15 protein-coding genes are annotated in these 18,043 nt (G+C 75.6%); 6 read left to right on the forward strand and 9 right to left on the reverse strand.

The annotated features are described in order from the left end of the window. Window positions 1–115: 115 nt before the first annotated feature. The 3 genes from HH311_RS08555 (at window position 116) to HH311_RS08565 (ending at window position 3,345) form a co-directional block, all read left to right on the forward strand. A complete protein-coding gene (locus HH311_RS08555; protein WP_312030016.1) occupies window positions 116–1,708 on the forward strand; it encodes a methyltransferase in 1,593 nt (530 codons plus the stop codon). Further along, window positions 1,705–2,148 carry a D-aminoacyl-tRNA deacylase gene (dtd, locus tag HH311_RS08560; RefSeq protein ID WP_169183216.1) on the forward strand — a complete coding sequence of 148 codons (444 nt, stop codon included), beginning with the start codon at window positions 1,705–1,707 and terminating at the stop codon, window positions 2,146–2,148. The genes HH311_RS08555 and dtd overlap by 4 nt, the downstream gene beginning before the upstream one ends. Before the next feature lie 153 nt (window positions 2,149–2,301). Then, window positions 2,302–3,345, forward strand: a complete 1,044-nt coding sequence (locus HH311_RS08565; protein ID WP_169183217.1) for a sigma-70 family RNA polymerase sigma factor — start codon at window positions 2,302–2,304, stop codon at window positions 3,343–3,345. Between the two features lie 351 nt (window positions 3,346–3,696). Here HH311_RS08565 and HH311_RS08570 read toward each other — a convergent pair whose 3' ends face one another. The 4 genes from HH311_RS08570 to HH311_RS08585 all read right to left on the reverse strand — a co-directional run bounded on the left by HH311_RS08570 (window position 3,697) and on the right by HH311_RS08585 (window position 9,123). After that, a complete protein-coding gene (locus HH311_RS08570) occupies window positions 3,697–4,185 on the reverse strand; it encodes a hypothetical protein (RefSeq protein ID WP_169183218.1) in 489 nt (162 codons plus the stop codon). Between the two features lie 56 nt (window positions 4,186–4,241). After that, window positions 4,242–6,926, reverse strand: a complete 2,685-nt coding sequence (locus HH311_RS08575) for a bifunctional GNAT family N-acetyltransferase/acetate--CoA ligase family protein (protein WP_169183395.1) — start codon at window positions 6,924–6,926, stop codon at window positions 4,242–4,244. 75 nt (window positions 6,927–7,001) lie between these two features. Beyond that, a complete protein-coding gene (locus HH311_RS08580) occupies window positions 7,002–8,168 on the reverse strand; it encodes an acetoin utilization protein AcuC (RefSeq protein ID WP_169183219.1) in 1,167 nt (388 codons plus the stop codon). A 37-nt stretch (window positions 8,169–8,205) separates the two neighbouring features. Next, window positions 8,206–9,123 carry a sulfurtransferase gene (locus tag HH311_RS08585; protein WP_312030017.1) on the reverse strand — a complete coding sequence of 306 codons (918 nt, stop codon included), beginning with the start codon at window positions 9,121–9,123 and terminating at the stop codon, window positions 8,206–8,208. Between the two features lie 89 nt (window positions 9,124–9,212). On the opposite strand from HH311_RS08585, the gene HH311_RS08590 reads away from it, so the two are divergent. From HH311_RS08590 to HH311_RS08600, 3 genes are all read left to right on the forward strand, one after another. Next, complete coding sequence (locus tag HH311_RS08590; protein WP_169183220.1) at window positions 9,213–9,926, forward strand: metal-dependent transcriptional regulator; 714 nt, start codon at window positions 9,213–9,215, stop codon at window positions 9,924–9,926. 168 nt (window positions 9,927–10,094) lie between these two features. Further along, complete coding sequence (galE, locus tag HH311_RS08595; RefSeq protein WP_169183221.1) at window positions 10,095–11,090, forward strand: UDP-glucose 4-epimerase GalE; 996 nt, start codon at window positions 10,095–10,097, stop codon at window positions 11,088–11,090. Continuing rightward, entirely contained in the window at window positions 11,090–11,776 is a 687-nt protein-coding gene (locus HH311_RS08600; protein WP_169183222.1) for an HAD hydrolase-like protein, read from the forward strand. Before galE ends, HH311_RS08600 begins: the two co-directional genes overlap by 1 nt. Window positions 11,777–11,783: 7 nt before the next feature. Here the strand turns inward: HH311_RS08600 and HH311_RS08605 are convergent, their stop codons facing one another. The 5 genes from HH311_RS08605 to HH311_RS08625 form a co-directional block, all read right to left on the reverse strand. Continuing rightward, on the reverse strand, window positions 11,784–12,902 hold the full coding sequence (locus HH311_RS08605) for a DUF4192 domain-containing protein (RefSeq protein WP_169183223.1): 1,119 nt from the start codon (window positions 12,900–12,902) through the stop codon (window positions 11,784–11,786). Between the two features lie 107 nt (window positions 12,903–13,009). After that, window positions 13,010–14,137 carry a hypothetical protein gene (locus tag HH311_RS08610; RefSeq protein ID WP_169183224.1) on the reverse strand — a complete coding sequence of 376 codons (1,128 nt, stop codon included), beginning with the start codon at window positions 14,135–14,137 and terminating at the stop codon, window positions 13,010–13,012. Window positions 14,138–14,257: 120 nt separating this feature from the next. After that, window positions 14,258–15,277 (reverse strand): alanine racemase, encoded by a 1,020-nt coding sequence (locus HH311_RS08615; RefSeq protein WP_169183225.1) that lies wholly within the window; start codon window positions 15,275–15,277, stop codon window positions 14,258–14,260. Beyond that, window positions 15,261–16,562, reverse strand: a complete 1,302-nt coding sequence (locus HH311_RS08620; protein ID WP_169183226.1) for a D-arabinono-1,4-lactone oxidase — start codon at window positions 16,560–16,562, stop codon at window positions 15,261–15,263. Before HH311_RS08620 ends, HH311_RS08615 begins: the two co-directional genes overlap by 17 nt. Continuing rightward, the gene (locus HH311_RS08625; protein WP_169183227.1) at window positions 16,559–18,031 is read right to left on the reverse strand and encodes an APC family permease; all 1,473 of its coding nucleotides are present in this window, start codon (window positions 18,029–18,031) and stop codon (window positions 16,559–16,561) included. The genes HH311_RS08620 and HH311_RS08625 overlap by 4 nt, the downstream gene beginning before the upstream one ends. Between the last annotated feature and the right edge of the window lie 12 nt (window positions 18,032–18,043).

Below are 18,043 nucleotides of genomic sequence, written 5' to 3' on the forward strand. Positions count from 1 at the left end.
CACGGTCCCCTCTCGTCGGACGGGCTGTTTCCCCATCGGCACGCTGTGCTACACGTCACAAACGTCCCGATGGCCGGTGAACCGATCCCGGGGAGTCTGGCCGACACTGTCCGGCGTGATCGAATCGACCCCGGACGTCGACGCCCCGGGCCTCGACGCCGCGCTCCTCCCGGCGCTCGCCGGGCGCCTCGCCGAGCCGTTCCGCCGCGCCGGGTTCACCGTCGACGGCGTCGCCGGCGCACTCGGGGCGGACGCGGGCGCGGCGCTGGACCGCGGGGAGCCGGAACCGGCGGCGCGGGCCGTCGGCGAGGACGGGCCGCTCGCGACGCTCGTCCGGCTGTTCCTGCTCGGCGAGGCGCGCCCGGCTCCCGACGTCGCCGCCGCGCTCGACCCGGTGGACCTCGACGACGCCGTCGTCGGCGGGCTGCTGCGCCGCGACGGCGCCTCGGTGGCGGCGGCGCTCGACCTGCGCCCGCACGCCGACGAGCACGGGTCGTGGTGGGTGCTCTCCGACCTCGAGATCCGCCCGGAGGACGACGCGGACCGGGCCCGCGAGCACGTGCTGGGCACCGGCGCCGCGTCGCTCTCGCTGGCCCGCGCCACCGTGCGCCGGCCCGTGGCGACGCTGCTCGACCTGGGCGCCGGGTGCGGCGTCCAGACGCTGCACGCCTCCGGGCACGCCGCCGCGCTCACCGCCACCGACGTCTCCGCGCGGGCCCTGACCCTGGCCCGGGCGACGTTCGCGGTCTCCGGGATCGACGTGGAGGTCCTCGCCGGGCCGTGGTGGGAGCCGGTGGAGGACCGCCGCTTCGACCAGGTCGTCTGCAACCCGCCGTTCGTGCCCGGACCACCGGAGGTCGAGCACGTCTACCGGGACGCCGGGCTCGGGGGCGACGGCGCCAGCGCGCTGCTCGTCTCGACGCTGCCCGCCCACCTGGCCGAGGGCGGGGTCGGGCAGCTGTTGGCCTCCTGGCTGGTGACGCGTCCCGACGTCGAGGCCGCGCGGCGGGCGGGCGACGCGCACGACGGGTGGGACGCGCGGCCCCGGCGGTGGCTCGCGGCGGCCGTCGAGGCGGCCGGCCCGGGCGGGCTCGACGCGTGGGTGGTGCAGCGCGACGTCGCCGACCCCGCGCTGCACGTCGGCACCTGGCTGCGCGACGCCGGCGTCGACCCCGCCTCCCCCGCCGGGCGCGCCCGCGCCGCGCGCTGGCTCGACTTCTTCGCCGAGCACGACGTCGTGGGGATCGGGTTCGGGTTCGTGACGCTGCGCCGGACCGCGCCGGGCGTGGCGGGCACCGTCGTGTGCGAGGACATGCGCCAGGCCCACGGCGACCCGCTGGGCCCGGAGGTCGAGGCGTGGCTGGACCGGGTCGCGTGGCTGCGGCGGCACGACCTGCTCGACGAGGCCCTCGTCGTCCCCCCGACGACGGCCCTCGAGCGCGGCTTCACGCCCGTTTCCCCCGAGCACTCCGACGACGCGTGGCAGCGGATCGGCGGGACGCTGGTGCGCCTCGACGGCCCGCAGTGGCGCCACGACCTCGACGAGCTCGGCGAGGCCCTGCTCGCCGGGTTCCGGGGCCACCTGCCGCTGCGCGACCTCACCGAGCTCCTCGCGCTGGCCCACGGCCGCGACCCCGACGAGCTCACCGCGGCCGCCCTGCCCGTCGTCCGGGAGCTCTTCCTGCACGGGATGGTGGTGCCGGCGTGAGGGCCGTCGTGGCGCGGGTGACGCGGGCGTCCGTGACCGTGGACGACGACGTCGTCGGGTCGCTCGACGGGCCCGGGCTGCTGGTCCTGCTCGGCGTGCACCACGACGACCCGGCCCGCGTCGGGACGACCGACGACCCGGTGCCGGTGATGGCCCGGAAGCTGCACGAGCTGCGGGTGCTGCGAGAGGAGCGGTCCTGCGCCGAGAGCGGCGCCGGCCTGCTCGTGGTGAGTCAGTTCACGCTTTACGGCGAGACCCGCAAGGGACGACGACCATCGTGGTCGGCGGCGGCACCCGGCGCCGAGGCCGAGCGGCTCGTGGGCGCGGTCGTCGAGGCCCTGCGTGGACGGGGCGCCGACGTCGCGACCGGCGCGTTCGGGGCGGACATGGCGGTCGCGTCGGTCAACGACGGACCGTTCACGGTGATCGTCGAGGTGTGAGGCCCGGTTGCCTCGGCATGGCCCGGAACACGCGTCGGCACCGTCACAAGCGGTTAACCGGTCGGTGCGCGGCGGTCGGGAACGATCGCGTGCTGCCGTGCGTTCGACCAAGTGACGCGGCGCGCCAGACCAACGCCGCGCAGGGAGGATTCCATGACGGCGACACTCGCCCCGCAGCAGTCTCGTGACGCCGAGGCCGTCCTGCCCGAGTCGACCCCCGACGTCGTCCCCGAGACTACTGCGCTCCAGACCGAGGCGGAGGCCCAGAGCGACCTCGACGCCCAGAGCCCGGCTGCCGACCTCGTGCGCGTCTACCTCAACGGTATCGGAAAGACCGCACTGCTGACGGCCGCCGACGAGGTGGAGCTCGCGAAGCGCATCGAGGCCGGTGTGTACGCAGCGCACCTGCTCGAAGACGACACGCTGGACGCCGACCGGGCCCGCGACCTCCGGGCGGTCGCCCGTGACGGCCGGCGCGCACGCGCCCACCTGCTCGAGGCCAACCTGCGGCTCGTCGTCTCGCTGGCCAAGCGCTACACCGGCCGCGGGATGCCGCTGCTCGACCTCATCCAGGAGGGCAACCTCGGCCTCATCCGGGCCGTGGAGAAGTTCGACTACTCCAAGGGCTTCAAGTTCTCGACCTACGCCACGTGGTGGATCCGCCAGGCCATCACCCGCGGCATGGCCGACCAGGCCCGCACCATCCGCCTGCCCGTCCACCTGGTCGAGCAGGTCAACAAGCTGGCCCGCATCAAGCGCGACCTGCACCAGACCCTCGGCCGCGAGGCCACCAACGAGGAGCTGGCCGAGGAGTCGGGCCTGCCCGTCGAGAAGGTCGCCGACCTGCTCGACCACAGCCGCGACCCGGTGAGCCTGGACATGCCGGTCGGGTCCGAGGAGGAGGCCCCGCTCGGGGACTTCATCGAGGACGCCGAGGCCACGGACGCCGAGTCGACGGTGATCTCGGGTCTGCTCCACGACGACATGCGCCGCGTGATCGCGACGCTCGACGACCGCGAGCAGAACGTCATCCGGCTGCGCTACGGCCTCGACGACGGCCAGCCGCGCACGCTGGACCAGATCGGCAAGCAGTTCGGTCTGTCCCGTGAGCGGGTCCGCCAGATCGAGCGCGAGGTCATGGCGAAGCTGCGCGAGGGCGACCGCGCCCGCCGGCTCAAGGCGTACGCCGCCAGTTAGGGCTGCCGCGAGCTGGCTGACGCACCGCATCCCTCCCGGCGTGGCCGGGACCCCGTCCGGGGTCCCGGCCACGTTTTCGTGACGGGGACGGCCACCCGTCGTGGTCACCTGCCGTGACGGAATCGGTACGGAGGCGAACGATCCTCACCGCCCGGTCGACTGCTTGACCCCTCCGTTCGGAGGGCGGCATGCTCTACCTGAGCGCAGGCGGTGTGACCACGGGCACGCCGGAACGGCGGTACCGCCGGCGCGTCTCCGACGGGGCGACCACGACGGTCGTCGGCGACGAGGGACCGGGACGGCCGGGGGCCGGCCCGGTCTCTCGGCTTCTCCGGGCCCGTTCCGCGATCCTCAGCGCACCTCGCCGGTCAGGACGACGCGGCGCGTCCCCAGGTCCTGCGCCAGCGTCACCTCCAGCGGCGGGTAGCGCAGCTCGCGGGTGCACGGGCCCGTCGAGGTCGTCGTCTGCAGCACGTGCACGGTGACCTCCTGCGCGGTCTGCTCCACCACCTGCGCGCTCGCCTCCGTGCAGCCGCCGGCGCGGCCGTAGACGCCGAGCGTGCGGGGCCCGCGGGTCCACACGAGCGTGGGGAACCCCGGCGGGAGGCCGCGGGCCTCGACGCGCGAGGGGTCGAGCGCCGTCGTCCCGTCCGGCGGGTCGGCGGTCAGGGGGTCCGGCGGCACCGGGGGCGTCGAGGTGCCGCCCGGCGGGGCGCCCGTCGCCACCGTCGGCGGGGTGCTCGGGTCCGGCGGCGGCGGGGAGGTCCCCCCGCACGCGGCGAGCAGCAGGGCGACCCCGACCAGGGCCGGGAACAGCAGGGACAGCGGGGCGGCTCGCATCGCCGGGCATTCTGGACGGGATCCGCCGCCCCGAGGGCGGATTCCGCTCACATGGGCTACGCCCCGAGCCGCCGCGGCCCGGCGTCGCGGGGGCCCGGCGGCGGCCCCAGGACCGCGCGCATCGAGGTCGGGTAGACGCCCTGCTCGGCGACGAGGATCGGGTCGAGCGCCAGCGAGCGCAGCTCCGGGACGTGGTCGGCGAGCTGCCCGACGCGCAGCAGCAGGTCCTCCAGCGCCGCCAGGTCCATCGGACGGCTCCCGCGGTAGCCGTCGAGCAGCGGGGCGGCCCGCGGGGCCCGGACCAGGGTGTGGGCGTCCATCGTCGAGAGCGGCGTCGCGCAGTAGGCGCGGTCGCCCAGCAGCTCGGTGACCACGCCGGCGAGGCCGAACGACACCAGTGAGCCGAACGACGGGTCGTCGCGCAGCTCCACCACCACCGGCAGCCCCGGCGGGACCTGGGCCTGCACGTCCACCTCCGGCGAGCCGGAGAGCTGGGCGAGCTGCTGGTAGGCCGACGTGACCGCGTCGGGGTCGGTGAGCCCGAGGCGCACCCCCGCGAGGTCGCTGCGGTGGCGCCACGTGCGGACCACGGTCTTCAGCACCACCGGGCCGCCGAGCTCCGCGGCCGCGTCCACCGCCTCCTGCGCCGAGCGGGCCCGGCGGAACGGCGCCACCCGAATGCCGACGGCGCGCAGCAGCGCGTCGGTCTGCTCGTCGGAGAGCACCGTCGCCGTCTCCTGCGGCCCCCACCCGTCGACCAGCGCCCGCGCTGCGGTGAGGTCGCAGCCCGGCGGGACGACGAAGTCGCCGACCGGGCGCTCGAGCCACTGCGTGTACCGCACGACGCGGGCCAGGGCGAGCACCGCCCGTTCCGGCGACGGGTAGGACGGGACGCTGCCGCGGGCCGGCACGTCCGCGCCGCCCGCCTCGGGGGGCGAGGGCACGACGAGGTGCTCGGGCACCCCGGCCGAGGCGAGGAACGTGGTCGCCACCGGCTTGTCCGCCCCGGTCACGACCTCGGCGAGCGCGTCGGCGTGCTCGTTCCCCTCGGTGGACACCGGCGGCGAGAACACGATCACCAGCGCGTCGCAGCCGTCGTCCTCCAGGGCGCGCGCCGCCGCGTCGGCCAGCTCGGCCGGCTCGGCCATCGCGCCGACGTCGATCGGTGGGAACGCCAGGTGCATCCCGTGGGCGAGCGCGACGTCAGCGGCGAGCACCCCGAGCGCGCTGGAGTTCCCGACGACGCCGATGCGCGGACCGGCCGGCAGCGGCTGGTTCGCCACGAGCAGGGCCACGTCGAAGAGCTCGTCGACCGAGCTCACCCGGATCACGCCGGACTGGTCGAACACCGCCGCGACCGAGGCCTCCTCCAGCGGCGACGTCGACGCGGCGAGCCCGGGCGTCGCGTGCCGCCCGCTCGCGACCGCGACCACCGGCTTGCGGCGCGCGAGACGGCGGGCCACCCGGGCGAACTTGCGCGGGTTGCCGAAGCTCTCCAGGTAGAGCAGCACCACGTCGGTGGCCGGGTCGGTGTCCCAGTACTGCATGAGGTCGTTGCCCGAGAGGTCCGCGCGGTTCCCGGCCGAGACGAACGTCGAGAGACCCAGCCGGCGCTGGGCCGCCGTCGCGAGGATCTGGATGCCCAGGGCGCCGGACTGGCAGAAGAACCCCACCCGACCCGCGGGCGGCAGCTGCGGCGCGAGCGTGGCGTTGAGGCGGTAGCCCGGGTCGAGGTTGACGACGCCGAGGGCGCTCGGCCCGACGACGCGCATCCCGCGCGACCGCGCGAGGGTGACCAGCTCGCGCTGCGCGGCGACGCCCTCGTCGCCGGTCTCGCCGAACCCGGAAGTGACGACGACGAGGGCCTTGACCCCCTTGGCCAGGCTGCCGTCGACGACGTCGGAGACCTCGGGGGCGGGCACGGCGACGACGGCGAGGTCGACGTCGTCGGGGATGTCGAGCACCGTCGGATACGCGCGGACCCCGCGGACCGACCGGTGGTCGGGGTTCACCGGGTAGACCGGCCCGGTGAAGCCCCCGCGCAGCAGGTTCGCGAGCACGACGTGGCCGAGCTTGCCCGGATCGGTCGACGCGCCGACCACGGCCACCGAGCGCGGGTGCAGGACGTTCGCGACGCTGCGGGCCTCCGCGGCCTGCTCGCGGGCCAGGCGGACCTCGGTGGAGCGCTCGGTGGCGGCCACGTCGAACTCGAGGTGCAGCGTCGAGCCCTCCATGGCCCGGGTCACGTCGTACCCGGCCTGCCGGAAGGTGCGGATCATGCCGCGGTTCTCGGTGAGCACCTCGGCGACGAACCGGGTGATCCCCACCTCCTCGGCCGCCGCGGCGAGGTGCTCGAGCAGGATCGAGCCGAGGCCGCGACCCTGGTGGTCGTCGCGGACGACGAACGCCACCTCGGCGGAGTCGCTCTTCCCGCCGTCCCCGTTCGGCCCCAGCCGGACGTACCGGCCGATCGCGATGATCTCCCCGCCCAGCCAGAGCACGAGGGCCACCGAGTCGTGGTGGTCGACCTCGACGAAGCGCTTGAGGTCGCGGGCGGGGATCGTCGGGTAGGGGCTGAAGTAGCGGTAGTAGCGGGTGCGCTCGGAGAGCCGGGAGTGGAACGCCACGACGGCGTCGGCGTCGTCCGGGCTGATGGGCCGCAGGTGGGCGGTGGCGCCGTCGGCGGCGACGACGTCGGCCTCCCAGTGCTGCGGGTAGGGCGCGTCGGGGGCGGCCCGCATCGGCACGGTGTCGGCCTCGAGGGCGGCGTGGCCGTCGGTGTCCTGCGCGGTCCCGGCAGGCTGGGTGCTCATCGGTCAGTCCAGGACGTTCTGGGGTTCCAGGCCGTGCAGCGGGAACACCGCGCGGCGGGTCTCGAGGACGAAGCGGTCCACGTCGATCTCGGTGTACCCGCCCCACGGCGTCCAGTCCGTGGGTGAGTCCTCCGTCATGGAGGTCGGCAGCGGCCGCGTCGAGAGCTCCGCGGCGTAGGAGGTCCAGGAGGCGGGGATGGGGCGCTGCGGGTCGAGGTCGCGGTCGAGCACCGTGGCGAGCAGGTGGGTCCAGGAGCGCGGGACCCCGCGGACCAGGTTGTAGCCCCCGCCCCCCAGCGCCAGCCACTTCCCGCCCGCGTACTCGGCGGCGAGGTCCCGGCACGCCCGGTAGATCGCCCGGTGCCCGTCGACGGACAGCGCGAGCTCGGCCAGCGGGTCCTCGTGGTGGGTGTCCGCGCCGCACTGGGTGACGAGGATCTGCGGCTCGAACGCCCGCAGCAGACCGGGCACGACGGCGTGGAACGCGCGCAGCCACTCGCGGTCGCGCGTGCCCGGTGGGAGCGGCAGGTTCACCGCGGTGCCGGCGGCGGCCCCCTCGCCGAGCTCGGAGGCGAACCCGGTGCCCGGCCACAGGGTGCGCGGGTGCTGGTGGACCGAGACCGTGAGCACCCGCGGGTCGTCGACGAACGCCGCCTGGACCCCGTCGCCGTGGTGGACGTCGGTGTCGAGGTAGGCGATGCGGGTGTAGCCGTGGTCGAGCAGCCACGAGATGGCGATCGCGCAGTCGTTGTAGATGCAGAAGCCCCACGCGTGGTCGCGCATGGCGTGGTGCAGGCCGCCGGAGAGGTTGACCGCGCGGTCGGCGCGGCCCTCGGCGATCTCCCGCGCCGCCGCGATCGAGCCGCCCGCGACGAGCGCGGCCGCGTCGTGCATGCCCTCGAAGATCGGGTTGTCCATGGTGCCGAGCTGGTGGACCGGGTCGTCGCCCTCGCGCGGGGCGCGGCGCACCGCCTCCAGGTAGGACGCGACGTGGACCCGCTCGAGCTCGGCGTCGGGTGCCGGGTCCGGGATCAGCGGTTCGATGCCCTCGAGCACACCCAGCGACCGGGCCAGGCGCATCGTCAGGTCGAGGCGCACCGGGTGCAGCGGGTGGTCCGAGGACAACTTGTAGGCGAGCAGGGCCTCGTCCCAGACCACGGTGGTGCGCATGGGCCCGACGCTACCGAGGACCACGTCCCGCGCGAGGTCAGGCGCCGGTGGCCACCGGCCGCTTGGTGGCGCACCAGTTCGACCACGAGCCGACGTAGAGCGCCACCGGGTCCTCCGGCGGGCGGACCCCGGCGATCTCCGCGGCGAGCACGAGCATCGCCGCGCTCACGCCCGACCCGCAGTAGGCGCCGACCGGCCCGGCCTCCCCCACCACCGGCCGCAGGGCCTCGGCCAGCTCCTCCGGGGCGCGCCACCGGCCGTCCCCGTCGAGCAACGACCCGGCCGGGAGGTTGGCCGCGCCGGGGACGTGGCCCGCCACCGGGTCGATCGGCTCGGTCTCGCCGCGGAAGCGCTCGGGGGCGCGGGCGTCGAGCAGCACCCCGCGGTCCGCGACGTCGACCGCGGCGTCGGCGGTGAGCACCGGCATGGCGCCCGCCGTGATCGCGATCTCGCCCGGGGTGCGGGCGCCCCCGGACTCGGTCGAGGTCGGGCCGCCGGCCGTGGTCCAGGCGTCGAACCCGCCGTCGAGCACGCGGACCCGCTCCGGGGCGAGCCCGGCCCAGCGCAGCACCCACCAGGCCCGCGCGGCGGCCATGCCGTCGCCCGCGCCGACCCCGTCGTGGACGACGACGCTGGTCGCCGCGTCGATCCCGGCGCGGCGCAACGTGGTCTGCAGGTCGTCGGGGTCGGGCAGCGGGTGGCGGCCGGCCGGGCCGGGCGGGCCCGCGAGGTCGGTGTCGATGTCGAGGAACACCGCCCCCGGCACGTGCCCGGCGTCGAAGTCGGGCTCGCCGACCGGGTCGGGACGCCGGCGCGGCTTGCGTCCCTTGGGCGGCGGGACCAGCCGCCAGCGGACGTCCAGCACGACCGGACGCCCGCCGGTCCCGGCCGGGCCGTCGGCGAGCTCGGAGATCAGGTCCGGGGCGGCGACGAGCGGTGCAGCGGTGGTCGGCACGTCCCCATCGTGCCCCTGCCGTCGCCGCGCCGCGGTCCACGGTGTCGCCCCCCTCGGTAGGATCGGGTACGGGACCGGAAGGGGTGGGGATGAACGACCTCATCGACACCACGGAGATGTACCTGCGCACGGTGTACGAGCTCGAGGAAGAGGGCGTCACGCCGCTGCGCGCGCGCATCGCCGAGCGCCTCGAGCAGAGCGGCCCGACGGTGAGCCAGACGGTCGCCCGGATGGAGCGCGACGGGCTGGTGCAGGTGGCGGGCGACCGTCACCTCGAGCTCACCCCCGAGGGCCGCGCCAAGGCCGTCTCCGTCATGCGCAAGCACCGTCTCGCCGAGCTCCTGCTGGTCAACGTCATCGGCCTGGAGTGGGAGCACGTGCACACCGAGGCGTGCCGGTGGGAGCACGTGATGAGCGAGGCCGTCGAGAAGAAGGTCTTCGCGCTCCTCGGTGAGCCCTCGGTGTCCCCGTACGGCAACCCGATCCCCGGGCTGGACGAGCTGCGCGGCGGCCTCAACGAGCTGCCCACCCGCACCCCGACGCCCGACGAGGCCGGCCTGGTCCGGCTCGACGAGTTCGCGCGCTCGGGCGGCGGCAAGGTCGTCATCCGCCGGATCGCCGAGCACGTGCAGCTCAACGAGTCGCTGATGGCGGGGCTGAAGTCGGCGGGCGTGCTGCCGGGCAGCGACGTCGAGGTCGTGGGCATCCCCCGCTTCGGCGACGCGGTGAACGTCGGCCACGGCGGCCAGCGCTCCGAGGTCGACCCCCTGGTGGCGCACGCGGTGCTGGTCCGCGCCGTCTAGGGGCCGCCCGCCGTCGTCCCGGCCCGGCGAGGGGCACATGTCGCACGTCCGCGACCTCCCCGGCCCGCCTGATGTGCCCCGGGATCATGGGGTGGGCGGAGCTCCCGGACCCCCGGTCCCGGCGCCGCGCTGATCGGCCGCACAGCGACGTACGCCAGACTCGTGCTCATGAAGCTGCTCGTCACCGGAGGCGCCGGCTACGTCGGCAGTGTGTGCACCGCCCACCTGCTCGCCGCCGGCCACGAGGTCACCGTCCTCGACGACCTCTCCACCGGGCACCGTGACGCCGTGCCCGCCGCCGCGGCGTTCGTGGAGGGCGACGTCGCCGCCGCGGCTGCGGACGTCCTGGGCTCCGGCGCGTTCGACGGGGTGCTGCACTTCGCGGCGCGCTCGCTGGTCGGCGAGTCCGTCGTGGACCCGGCGAAGTACTGGCACGGCAACGTGGTCACCTCGCTCGCGCTCCTCGACGCCGTGCGCGCCCACCGGGTGCCGCGGCTGGTGTTCTCGTCCACGGCCGCCACCTACGGCGAGCCCGAGACCAGCCCGATCACCGAGGACTCCCCCACCCGCCCGACCAACCCCTACGGCGCGACGAAGCTCGCCATCGACCACGCGATCACGTCCTACGCCGCGGCCTCGCACGGGGAGCTCGGCGCGGTGTCGCTGCGCTACTTCAACGTCGCCGGCGCCCACCGCCCCGCCGACGGCCCGATGCTCGGCGAGCGGCACACCACCGAGACGCACCTCATCCCGCTCGTGCTGCAGGTCGCCCTCGGCGTGCGCGAGCACGTCTCGATGTTCGGCGACGACTGGCCGACCCCGGACGGCACCTGCGTGCGCGACTACATCCACGTCGACGACCTCGCCGCCGCCCACCTGCTCGCCCTCGATGCCGCCGAGGCCGACGGGCACCTGGTGTGCAACCTCGGCAACGGCACCGGGTTCTCGGTCCGCGAGGTGGTCGAGGCCTGCCGGCGGGTGACCGGCCACCCGATCCCCGCGGTGGTGGCGCCGCGCCGCGCGGGTGACCCGGCCGTGCTGGTCGCCTCCGCCGAGCGCGCACGGACCCGGCTGGGCTGGGCACCGCGGCGCGGCGACCTCGACGGGATCGTCGCCGACGCCTGGGCCTTCGCCCAGGCCGGGCGGGTCGGGGTGGGCGCCTGATGCCGTCGCCCACGGCCCGCTCCGACTCCCGGCTGGTGCTGTTCGACCTCGACGGCACCCTCGTCGACTCCGGCCCGGGCATCCGCGCGTCGATCCGCCACGCCACCACCGCCGTCGGGCTCCCGGAGCCCACCCCGGAGCAGCTGCGCGACCTCATCGGGCCGCCGTTCCCGGCGGCCTTCCGCGACGTGCTCGGCGTCGACGTCGAGACGGCCGAGGTCATGATGGCGGCCTACCGGCAGCACTACGGCGGCGGCGCCATGTTCGACGTCGAGCCCTACGAGGGCATCCCCGAGGCGCTCGAGGACCTCGCCGCCCGGGGGGACGTCCTCGCCGTCACCACCAGCAAGCCCGCCGGCTACGCCCGCGAGATCGTCGAGCACCTCGGGCTCACCGCGCTGTTCGCGGGCGGGGTCCACGGGGCCGCGCACGACGGCAGCGTCGAGGGCAAGGCCGCCGTCGTCGGGCTCGCCCTGACCCAGCACGCGAACCGGCACGCCGACGGGTCGATGGCGGGGCTGGTCGGCGACCGCCACCACGACGTCGAGGGCGCCCGCCACCACGACCTGCCCTGCGTGGGCGTGTCCTGGGGCTTCGGGGGCCGCGCCGAGCTCGAGGCGGCGGGCGCGGTGGCCGTGGTCGACAAGCCCGCCGAGATCGCGGCCGCCCTCGACGACCTGGGCTGACCGCCCGTCACGCCACCAGCCGCGCGGCCGACTCGGCCGCCGCCCCGGCGATCATCTCCCGGACCGTGGCGGGGTCGATCCCGGCCGCGACGATGCTGCCGAGCAGCCGGCTGAGCTGGTGGCCCGGGTCGGCGTCCATGGCGCGGACGAGGGCCGTCGTCAGGGCCGCGCCGCCGCCGTGGTCGAGGGTGGCGAACGCCAGGAGTGTGGCCGGCTCCGCGACCTCCGGCGCGGGCACCGCCCGCGCGAGCAGTGTCCACAGCTGCTCGGCGTGGGCCGGGTCGACGGCGTCGTCGTGGCCGGCGGCGAAGCCCAGGCAGACGTCGCGCACCCGCGGGTCGCACAGCGCGACCGCGAGCCGGGCGATCTCCTCCTCCGCGAGCACCACGCCCCGCCCGACCTCCGCCACCGCGTGCCGGACCGCCTCGAGGTCCCGCCGCGCGGCGGTGACGCCCGACAGTTCCCGGTCGGTGAGGGCGGCCTCGTGGGCGTCGTCGACGAGCTCGCGACGACGCGGGCTGTTCGCCGCCGGGTCGGGGGCGAGGACCGCCTCCGCCTCGGAGCGGGACCCGTAGGTGACCCGCCCGGCCGCCGCGGTCTCGGCGGCGGCGAGGGTGCCGGTCGGGTCGGACACGGTGCCCGTGCACCCGCAGTCGTCGTAACAGGCCCAGGGGGCGCCCTCGGCGACGCGGGCGGCCCACACGGCCCCGGTCACCGGCACCCCGATCTCGTCGAAGGACTCCCGCAGGGCCGCGACGAGCGCCCGGTGCGGTGGCTCGCCGTCGGGGTCGGTGTCGGCGACGACGACCACCACGAGCGAGTCGGGCGCCGCCGGCTCGAGGCGCTGGCGCACCGCCGCGACGAGCACCCGGTCGACCTCGGCGCGCTCGTGCGGCTCGGCCCGCGGCACCAGGTCGACCCGGGCCATCCCCCCGACGCGGCTGCGCCCGCCATGGCGGTGCATCGCGACGACCACGAACGAGTCCTCGGGGACGAACCCGAGCATCGACGGCAGCGAGGCGACGAGGTCCTGCGGGCCCGCGAGCCGGACCACCACCTCCTCCCCCGACGACGGTGAGGAGGACGCTCGGGACGGCCGGCGGCGGGTGCGCTTGCGGGAGCTCATGCCGCTTCGACTCCGGGCGCCGCGCCTCGGCTCCACGGATCACCCGAAAGGCCGCAGGCCATGTGAACGGATTTGGTCGCCTGGACGACCAAATCCGTTCACATGCGTCAGCTCCCCGTCGGGAACCGCAGGAGCGCGCCCACGTTGTCCTGCAGCTCCGCGCCGGCCCCCAGGACCGCGACGTCGCCACCCAGCGCGCCGGTCGCCCGGACCAGGACCTGCTCGGCCGGCCGCTTGACCGGCTCGGCGTCCGAGATCGAGCTCAGGTTCGCGGGGTCGGTGGACAGCGCCTCCGGGCTGTCGCCGACGTAGAGCTCCCCCGCCACCGGGTGGGCGTCGACGAGGATCAGCGTCGCGATCGCCCCGGTGCGGGCCGCCTCGAGGACCGGCTCGAGGCCCTCGGCGGCGTTGGCGTGGCCCTTGGCCTCCCGGAACTGCTGGTCGATCGCGGTCTCGCGCTCGGTCGCGAACCGCCCGACCTCGGTGAGCAGGGCGTCCTCGAGCGCGTCCTCGCTGGCGCCCGCCGCCCGGCTGCCCGCCTCGATCTCGCGGGTGATCTCCAGGAGCCCCTTCGGCATCTCGGTGCGGACGACCTCGCGTCCGTTCACCTCGCCGGCGAGCACGATCAGCTCGGGCCGGAACGACGAGACCGCCGACTCGACGCCCTTCACGACGTCGGCCGCGTTCTGGTACGCGGCCTCCGCGTGGCGGCGCTGGCGGTGCTTGTGGGCGTTCCCGCCCTCGCGCGGCTTGTGCACCGACTCGACCGCCGAGCCCTTGATGGTCTCCTCGGAGACCTCCCGGGCGCCCTCGACGTTCGAGGCGACCACCTGGTAGACGTCACCGCCGGTCTGGTCGGCCACGACGAGCACGACGCGCACCGAGCCCGACTGGGAGCGGAAGTAGGTGCCGAGCTCGGGCAGCGGGGACCACGTGGCCGAGTCGCCGGACCGGTCGACGCCCTCGACGGGCTCGTCGAACAGCACGCCGTCCGACGACGCCACGACGACGCGCCCGTAGGCGTTGAGGTCGCCGGGGGCGGTCGAGGAGAACAGGTCGTCCAGGGCCGCGATCGTCTTGTCGTCGGCACCCTGCTCCGAGAGCGAGTCCGACAGCCCCCGCCAGCGCAGTTCGGTCTGCTTCGCGGCGTTCTCGCCGGGGTTCGTCGCTTCCAGGTAGACCGTCGCGAACGGCCCCTGCCGTTCGAAGAGATCCCGCGTGCGCGACAGGTCCATCCGGTGTTCCTCCTTCTCGCCGCGCCCGCTCGGGGTCGGGGCGCGGATTCGTCCAATGCCTCGCCCGCAGCGGTACCCCGTCGACCCGGTCCGGCATGCGTGTCCGCCCCCGACGGAGCGTCACCACCCGCGGAGGTCCACCGGCCAGGTGTCGAGGACCTCACCGTCGCGCACGAGGTGCATCCGCTCGTGCAGCGCGACGGTGGGATCGACGTGGGCGGGCACGACGAGCACGTGGTCGCCCACGCGCACCGGGGCACCGTCGTCGGGCGCGAACGTCACGTGCTCGTCCGAGCAGAACCACACCTGGCCGCCCGGGATCGAGGGGTTCCCGTGGTCCATCCCCAGCGCCTTGAGCCCGACGTCGGCCACGGCGTAGGCGGGCATGTCCGGGCGCGCCGCCGACGTCGAGACCACCGTGCTGAGCACGTGCAGCGCCTGCCGGTACCCGACGCCGGCCGCCGCGTAGGCCGAGTCCATCAGCGCGTAGGAGCCGGCCTGCATCTCGGTGACCCAGGTGTTCAGCGCCGAGGTCCCGGTGCCGCCGCCGGAGACGACGTCCCCGCCGACCTCGGCGTGCGCGGCGAGCAGCCGCGCCATGCACTCCTCGGTGAGGCGGGCCCGCTCGGCGAGGTCGGGCAGGGCCTGCAGGTGGCCCTCGTAGCCCATGACGCCGCGCACCGCGAGGCCCGCGGCCCGCGCCTTGTCCGCCAGGGCACCGGCCCCGTCGGGCTGGACCCCGCAGCGCGGCAGGCCCACGTTGACGTCGACGAGCACCTCGCGCACCCCGCCGGCCGCCGCCGCCTCGACCGTCTCCGGGGAGTCGACCGCCACCGTCACCCGCGCGCCGTCGGCGACGAGCGCCCCGAGCCGCCGGGTGTCGAGCACCTCGTTGGCCAGCAGCAGGTCCCCTCCGAGGCCGGCCGCGACCATGCCCTCGACCTCGCGGATCGTCGCGCACGTGAAGCCCGGCGAGCCGTGCGCGGCCTGCCGGTGGGCCAGCGCCGTCGTCTTGTGCGCCTTCACGTGCGGGCGCAGCGTCGCGCCCGGCCAGCGGGCGGCCATGTCCGCGAGGTTGGCCTCGAGCGCGTCGGCGTCGACGACGAGGGCGGGGGTCTGCAGGTCAGCGAGGTGGCGCACCGAGGATCCGTTCCAGGTGGGCGTTGTGGAAGAGGCCGGCAGGGTCGAGCCGGTCGCGCAGCGCGACGAACGCCCCGAACTCCGGGTACGACGCGGCCAGCTGGGCCGCCGTCCGCGTGTGCAGCTTCCCCCAGTGCGGGCGTCCGCCCAGCGCGGTCATCACCGATTCGACCGCGGCGAAGTACGCCTCGTGAGGCCGGCCGCGGTAGACGTGGACGGCGAGGTAGGCCGAGTCGCGCCCGCTCGCCGTCGACAGCGGCACGTCGTCCGCGCCCGCGACCCGCACCTCGACCGGGAAGGTCACGTCGGCGGCGTGCCGGGCCGCCGCGGCCCGCAGGCCGGCGAACGCCTCGGGCAGCGCGTCCCGCGGCACCGCGTACTCCATCTCGAGGAAGCGCACCCGGCGCGGGCTGGTGAACACCCGGTAGGAGCGGTCGACGTACTCGGCGTTGGCCATCCGGGCGGCCATGACGCGGTTGAGGGCCGGCACCGCGCGCGGCACCGCCGCCCCGAGCCGGCACACCGCGGCGAACCCGCCGTTGCCGAGCAGCTCGTCCCCGACCCACTCCGCGACCCGGCCCCGGGCCGGACCGGGAGCCTCGTCGGACACCCGGTCGTTGATCTTCGTGGCGGCGACGTCGGTGTGCGGGAACCAGTAGAACTCCACGTGGTCGTGGGCCGCCGCGAGCTCGTCGAAGGACTCGAGGACCTCCCCGAGCGGGCGCGCGGACTCCCGCGCGTGGAGCGCGAAGGCAGGCACCGTCTCGAGCTCGACCGCCGTCACCACCCCGAGCGCGCCGAGCCCGACGCGGCCGTGGCGGAAGAGCTCCGGGTGCTCGGTGGCGGTCGCGGTGACCACGCTGCCGTCGGCGAGCACCATCTCGAGGCCGCGGATGCCCGCGGCGATCCCCTGGTGGCGGGCCCCGGTGCCGTGGGTGCCGGTGGCGACCGCGCCCGCGATCGTCTGGGCGTCGATGTCGCCGAGGTTCGGCAGCGCGCGGCCGTGTTCGGCCAGCAGGGCGTTCAGCGTCCGGATCGTCATGCCCGCGGGGACGGTGACGCGGTCTCCGGCCACGGCCAGCAGCTCCGGCGAGGACGGCGTCGCGAGCGCGATCCCGTCGGGCACCCCGATGCCGGTGAACGAGTGGCCGGACCCGGTCGCCTTGACCCGCAGCCCGTCGCGCGCGGCCGCCTTCACCGTGGCGACGACGTCGTCGGTGTCCTTCGCGGTCACGGTCCGCGCCGGGGCGGTCCGCTGGTTCGCGGCCCAGTTGGTCCACGTCACGAGCTCTCCAGGGCCTTCCCGACGGCGGGTGTGGTGTCGGGCGCCGGCAGGCCGGCGGTCCCGTCGCGCAGGCGGCGCCGCAGCACCGCGAGGTACCAGAGCCCGGTCAGTGCGAGGCCCCCGAGCACGACGTAGTCGGCGGAGCGGAAGGCGTCGGGCAGCGTCAGGGCGGCGACGACCACCACCAGCCACACCATCGCCAGCCCGGCCACCGGCAGCGCCGCCCGACCCAGTGAGAAGCCGACCTGCCCGGTCTCGCGCAGCCGGCGGCGCCGGGCGAGGTAGCCGCCGAGGGTGAGCAGGTAGATCAGGTAGGGCACGAGGGCGGTGGCGCCGACGAGGATCGTGAACGCGGCCCCGTCGAGGGTGCCGTAGGCCAGCAGCACCAGGCAGATCACCAGCGAGGTCAGCAGGGCGGGCACCGGCGTCGCGGTGGTCGCGTTCACCCGCCGCAGCAGGCCGGACCCGGGCAGGAGCCGGTCGCGGGCCATCGCGAAGAGCAGCCGGGAGTTCGACGCCGCCGCGACCACGAGCAGCGCGAACATCGAGAACACGACGATCACGAGGAAGACGCGGGTGAGCACCGGCCCGAGCCAGTACTGCGCGATGTCGGCGAGCGGGACGGGCGAGGCCTCGACGGCGCGCAGGTCCGGGATGGCGACGGTGAACCCGATCAGCGCGACGAGCCCGAGCACCCCCGAGATCACCGCGGCGGCGATCATCGCGCGCGGGACCGTGCGGCGGGCGTCGACGGCCTCCTCGGCCATGTCGGCGGCGGCCTCGAACCCGACGAGCGTGAAGATCCCGATGAGCGCGCCCCCGACGACGGCGTCGCCGGCCGGGGTGCCCGGGTTCACCGCGGTGAGGAAGCCGAGCCCGTGCCCGCCGTCGGGCGTGCCCGCGTGGCCGTGCGCCCACAGGCCCAACAGCAGCAGCGAGAGCACCACCGTGCCCGCGATCTCGGCGAACACCGCGAGGTTGTTGACCCGCGCCGCCCACTGCACCCGCACCAGGTTGACCCCGAAGGCCAGCAGGAGGGCCACGACGGCGATGACGAGCAGCGTCGTCGGGTCGGCGGCGTCGAGCCCCAGCACGGTGGCGGTGAGCGGGGCGAGCCCGACGAGCGCGATCCCGGGGAGCCCGACCGCGCTGTAGAGCAGGCCCAGCGACCCGACGGTGTAGCCGAACCGCGTCCCGACCAGCCGCGCGGTCCACTGGTAGTTCGCGCCGGCCAGCGGCATGTGCCCGGCCAGCTCGGCGAGCACGAGCACCACGAGGACCTGCCCGACCGCCGCCACCGGCCAGAGCCACACCGCGGCCGGGCCCATGGTGGTGAGGCCGTAGGCGTAGTTGACGAAGATCCCCGTGGTGATCGAGACGACGGAGAACGCGATCGCGAAGAGCGCGAACCGGCGCAGCACCCGCGGGAACGCGGTCGCGTAGCCGCCCTCCGCGCTCGTCCCCTCCACGCGCGTCAGCCT

Origin of the sequence: Actinomycetospora sp. TBRC 11914, from assembly GCF_012933465.1 — a bacterium.
Taxonomy (GTDB): domain Bacteria; phylum Actinomycetota; class Actinomycetes; order Mycobacteriales; family Pseudonocardiaceae; genus Actinomycetospora.